The organism is Paenibacillus sp. E194, assembly GCF_000935845.1.
In the GTDB taxonomy this organism is placed as follows: Bacteria; Bacillota; Bacilli; order Paenibacillales; family Paenibacillaceae; genus Paenibacillus_B; species Paenibacillus_B alvei_B.
This window is the reverse complement of the sequence record NZ_JMDX01000365.1, coordinates 1-4,223: the sequence shown is the minus strand read 5'-3', so window position 1 is coordinate 4,223 and position 4,223 is coordinate 1. Positions and strand designations below refer to the sequence as shown.

Here is a 4,223-nt window from a genome sequence, read left to right as displayed (position 1 = left end):
TTCACTCCATTACGGTCATATTTTTCATAGTCCAAGAAGGCGGTTAATTCCGTTTCTAACAAGCGATTCATAGCTGCCTCAAGATGACTGCGAAAAACTTCAGTCACATCCTGTTTTGTGACTAGAGCTTGAACCAAATCTGATGTAAAATGATTCATAGGGAAGACCTCTTTTCTATGGATTGTAGTGTGGTAGCTCAATTCTACAAGAAAAGGTCTTCCTTTTTGCTATTTATCTATTTACACAAGATATTTTACGCTCTCTTTTGTATACAAACTAAACATAATGTACCTAGAGTTTTTATATTTGTTATGTTGTTCCTATTTATCTTAATTTACCGCACCGAAGATACACTCGAAGCACAAGGAAAAGATACCTATATAGCAAGTAGGGACTATAGTTCCATTCAAGGGGAGAATCAATGGTTTTATCAGGAATGGAATGGGAAACAGTATGTTGATTTGAAGTGGAATGAATCTGAACGACTATGGAGGGGGAGTCATCCTTTTACGATGATTGCAGCAAATGTTCATCATCCAGATGAAACGGATGTTGCAAGGAAATGGGTAGCGCCCAAAAGTGGGTTGATACGCATAAATGGACGCGCCGCAAAGAGTAATCCCGGATGTGGGGATGGCGTAAGAATAGAAATACGGAAAAATACGAAATTACTTTGGACGACCCATATCGAGTATAACGACATCGACGGGGTAACGACAAACTACGAGACTCACATTAACTCTGGTGAAGCACTTTACTTTATCATAAACAAGGGAGAACAGAACAATTATTGTGACAGTACATATTGGGATCCAAGCATCTCCTATTTAGACGATAACACTTCATTAGCCTATTCCGCCTCTGAAGGATTTAGTGGCGTTCAAGGACAGAACAATTGGTATTATGAAGAGGGCAAAGAGGGTACCTTGTCCTTTTTAAATTGGGATGGGAAGGAAGAAGTGTGGAGGGGGAAAAATCAATACTCGCTCATAGGTCGTTCTTTTCAACATCCAACCGATCTAAGCTCTGTACGAACTTGGGCTGCACCGGAATCCGGACTGATCCGAATTTCGGGAAAGGTGGCCAAAGGGAACACGAAGTGCGGAAATGGAATTATTGCATCCATCCAGAAAAACAACGAAGTCGTATGGTCGGCGCTTATTCGATTTGATGATGCAGAAGGTATTCAAGTCCAACATGATATAACCGTTCATGCAGATGATAAGTTGCGTTTCCTAGTAGCTTCGAATGAAAGTCTGGATTGTGACTTTACATCATGGGATCCGCGAATCACGTATATGGAACCGAAGGCTGATCTGCGTTACTCATCCGTAACCGGGTTTAGCCCGGCACAAGGGCAGTCGAATTGGTATTATCAAGAATTCGAAGACTCCAAATATGAGGATACGAAATGGGACTTTAACGAAAAACAGTGGAGAGGAAAACATCCCTTTTCGATCATTACACATAATATGCAGCATCCTGATAAGTCTGATTCCGTCCGAAAATGGGTGGCTCCAAAGTCAGGTTCGGTGCGTGTGAGCGGACATGCAGCTAAAAGTAATACAACATGTGGTGATGGAGTCAAAGCAACCATTTTAAACGGCCTCACTCTCGTTTGGCAGGCGAAGCTGGATTACAACAATGATGATGGAGTGGATCATGATATTGTACTGCCGATAAGCGCAGGCGGAGTTTTATATTTTGTAATAAATGCGAACGGTACTAATCTTTGCGATAGTACGAATTGGACGATATCCATCCATTATGATTCTGAAGCACGGTCGACGATATATTCATACGATGCCGGCAACAAGATGGAAACGATAACATATCCAGACGGTAGAATCATTTATCATTACTATGATGCAAATGGCAACTTAATTAGGCGTGAAAAGAGAAAGTGAATGATGTAATCTCTATTCATCTAATTGAGGTGTTTTTTGATACATATAAGCAAAATACTTAATTGAACAGGAGAAAAAGCGTGAAAAAGTACATATCACTGATTTTAACATTTATTTTAGCGTTTACGAGCGTACCAATTACTTATGCACAAGAAGTGATGTCATCCGATGCTGAGCTGTCTAATCTTTCAGTTACGGATGCAGTGTACAGCCAACAGCCTAAGGATCTAGATCCGCAAGATATTATTACAATTTCCTCAGTAGCCGAGAAATTTCAAGTTGATGGTGACTGGGTTTACGGTGAAATATCCAAAGGATACCTGCTGCACCATATCTATGAGGGGCTGCGGGAAAAGCAGCGCGGAGGATCGTACGAGCAGTATATGAACCGCTTGTATCCTGGTGTTGCGCAACAGATTGCAGTAACGACAAGCGTGTATAATACGGCTACGGTAACGACAAGCGTGTATGATCATTTGTCGAAAGTGGAGAGTGACGGGAATGTTAAGGAAACAAGCGTTACAGACTCTGTGTATGAGATTCCTAAATTTCGTCGCTCCAAGCGATCCCTGTCTTCTTCTTCGAACTATGATAGCTTTGCATTGAAGCAAAAAGAGCTGAAGTTCGATCACGCACCGTATTCAGTCGGGAGCGTTGGTGAGAATATCTCGACAGTCGACGGTTCTCTGCATGTAGAGCAAACTGATCTGGTTCTTCCTGGGCCGAATGGTCTGGACTTCGAATTGCGTCGTGTGTACGATAGTTCGCGCGGTAAAGATGATATTTATTACAATGAGGAAAGTCATAAACAGTTGCCCCGCAAGTCGGAAGAAGATTATCGTTCTTCGCTGGGGAAAGGGTGGATGTGGGATATTCCTTATTTCAAAGAAGCTGAGGATCAAAAATTCCTTTATCTGCCCCAGCGTGGAACATTTGAGCTAGACGGATATGATCTGGTGGGGTATCCCTTTAGAGATTTGAGTTTTGGCCCCCATTACGGCGAATCGAAAGGGTCTGACGAGCCGAAAGATGCTAGATATGTTCTTACCGATTACAAGCAGGGATTGGATTACTATTTTGACGAAGGCGGCCTGCTTCTGCAGATAAAAGACGAATATGATAACATTCTCGACTTTTACCATAGAGGCATGAAACTAATTATGGTTGTTGCTTCTACCAAAGAGGGGAAGAAAAGTACAAAATACAATGTTCTCTCCATTCGAGACAACGGTAATGATGTAGAAGCAAGGGTATATTATACAGATCCTGCGACGAATCAAACAAAGGATCAAGTTGTTAAATATATCAAAGAAAAGATATCTTTTAATTTTAATGATGAATATGTATTAAAAAAGGTTATCGATCCGGTTGACCGAGAAACAACTTATTATTACGATATTCGTCAATATATGCCATCCAACATTGTTTCGACATACAGTGTGTTTAATAAAGAGGAAAATTTCAACGAACAAATGTTCTATTGGGGAAAAACCGATTGGGTAACGCTGGGGATGATTGAGCATCCGACCAAAGCACAGTCTAAGTTCACTAGTTCAACCGTACTCCGTAAACTAGGTTTTTACGCGATAGAATACCAGGTCATATATAATGAACGCAAACTACTGTATAGCACGAATGCGGGTGCTACCGTCGTCTCTGATCGGCAAACCGTTACTTTTCCAAAAGATTTTGGAAAGATATTCGGAAATGTTACCTATGATGTTAGCGTGGATGATGGCCGTACCGTAACGAAGCATAACTATTCTGTTAGTTACAGAGAAGAATATGAAAAAATGAATGAGGGGGATCGCCATACGTTCCCGACGGATCCGCCCATTCTTTATCATAATAGAAGTGAAACGACAGCAAAAGGAAGCAGCGAACGCAAGACTGTTACCTACGAATATAATAAAAATTCGAAAAGGGAATTGATGCATTCCAAGCCCCTTCGCATTACGGAAACCAGTTACGGGGCTTCAGGATCTTCTACGAAAGCGACAAGCTACACATACGATGAATACGGAAATGTCACTGAGGAGACTAAGCCGCTTCAAGGCACCAGTCGCTATGAATATGAGTATATTCCACAAGCTCGGGCTCAGAAGCTAACGAAGATGACTTCGTCCGTAGGGCCTCAGTCCAATCTGATCGCCCAGTATGAATATGAAACCAATCGTGGCGGACTTCAGCAGGTCACACTGCAAGACGATAAGGGGCGGTTATTGAATCAAGTTCGCTATGAGCGCGACGTGCATGGCAATCCGACGACAATTCGAATCAAAGGCGATAACGCGAAGGATACCGTCATTCGGCAGG

2 protein-coding genes and 1 pseudogene are annotated in these 4,223 nt (G+C 42.0%); 2 read left to right on the top strand and 1 reads right to left on the bottom strand.

Annotated features, from left to right (window positions below):
* Positions 1 to 158 (bottom strand): transposase (locus AZ66_RS31700; protein ID WP_197081784.1); only part of this gene is annotated, 158 nt, incomplete at its 3' end.
* 354 nt (positions 159 to 512) lie between these two features.
* On the opposite strand from AZ66_RS31700, the gene AZ66_RS27405 reads away from it, so the two are divergent.
* The gene (locus AZ66_RS27405; protein WP_156160111.1) at positions 513 to 1,907 is read left to right on the top strand and encodes a hypothetical protein; all 1,395 of its coding nucleotides are present in this window, start codon (positions 513 to 515) and stop codon (positions 1,905 to 1,907) included.
* An 80-nt stretch (positions 1,908 to 1,987) separates the two neighbouring features.
* Positions 1,988 to 4,223, top strand: a pseudogene (locus AZ66_RS27400) (polymorphic toxin-type HINT domain-containing protein); the annotation flags it as partial.